Below are 807 nucleotides of genomic sequence, written 5' to 3'. Positions count from 1 at the left end.
CGGCACGGGCCAGACCAGCAGCGGCAGCGGGAAGCGCCGGGCGATGGTGGTGCGGATGTCGTGCAGCACCGCCCCCTGTGCCGAGGTCACGACCCCGATCACCGACGGCAGGAACGGCAGGGGCCGCTTGCGCCCGGCGTCGAACAGCCCCTCGGCCGCCAGTTTCTGGCGCAGCCGCTCGATGCGCGCCAGCAGCGCGCCCTCGCCCGCGTAATCCAGCCGGTCGATGATCAATTGATAGGACGACCGTTCGCCGTAGGACGAAATCTTGCCGGTGGCCACGACCTCGACGCCGTTCTCGGGCTTCAGCCCCAGGCGCGCGACCGAGCCGCGCCAGACCACGGCGGCGATCTTGCCGCCCTCGTCCTTCAGCGAGAAATAGAGATGGCCTGACGGGTAGCGCTTGAATTCGGTGATCTCGCCGCGCACCCGCACCCGGCCGAACGTGCCCTCGAGCGTGCGGCGGATCGCCCCCGAGATTTCGGAGACCGTGTATTCCGGCACGTTGCCCGGTCCTGCATGACCAGATCCCGCGTTACCGGGTGTGGGGCCCTGCCCTGGGTCGCGAAGCGTTTCGTCCATCGGGCCAAGGTATGATAGAGACGGCCCGGCCGAAAGGGCGTGGATCGAAACTGGGAGCGAATGAATGCGGGTTCTGCTGGTCGGATCGGGCGGACGGGAACATGCCATGGCGGCGGCGATCGCGCGCTCGCCCAGGCTGGACGCCCTGTTCATCGCCCCCGGCAACCCGGGCACCGCCGCCCTGGGCACCAACGTGGCGTTCGCCGCCGACGACGTGCCGGCCCT

The 807-nt window shown here is 69.6% G+C and carries 1 protein-coding gene and 1 pseudogene; one reads left to right on the top strand and one right to left on the bottom strand.

Annotated features, from left to right (window positions below):
• Positions 1 to 582 (bottom strand): exodeoxyribonuclease VII large subunit (xseA, locus tag HUK84_RS20815; RefSeq protein WP_218064492.1); only part of this gene is annotated, 582 nt, incomplete at its 3' end.
• A gap of 64 nt (positions 583 to 646) precedes the next feature.
• Here xseA and HUK84_RS20810 point away from each other — a divergent pair.
• Positions 647 to 807, top strand: a pseudogene (locus tag HUK84_RS20810) (phosphoribosylamine--glycine ligase N-terminal domain-containing protein); the annotation flags it as partial.

This window comes from Nguyenibacter vanlangensis (genome assembly GCF_013376155.1).
Lineage (GTDB): Bacteria > Pseudomonadota > Alphaproteobacteria > Acetobacterales > Acetobacteraceae > Gluconacetobacter > Gluconacetobacter vanlangensis.
Note: the sequence above shows the minus strand (reverse complement) of the source record. Positions and strands in the feature narration are given on the sequence as shown.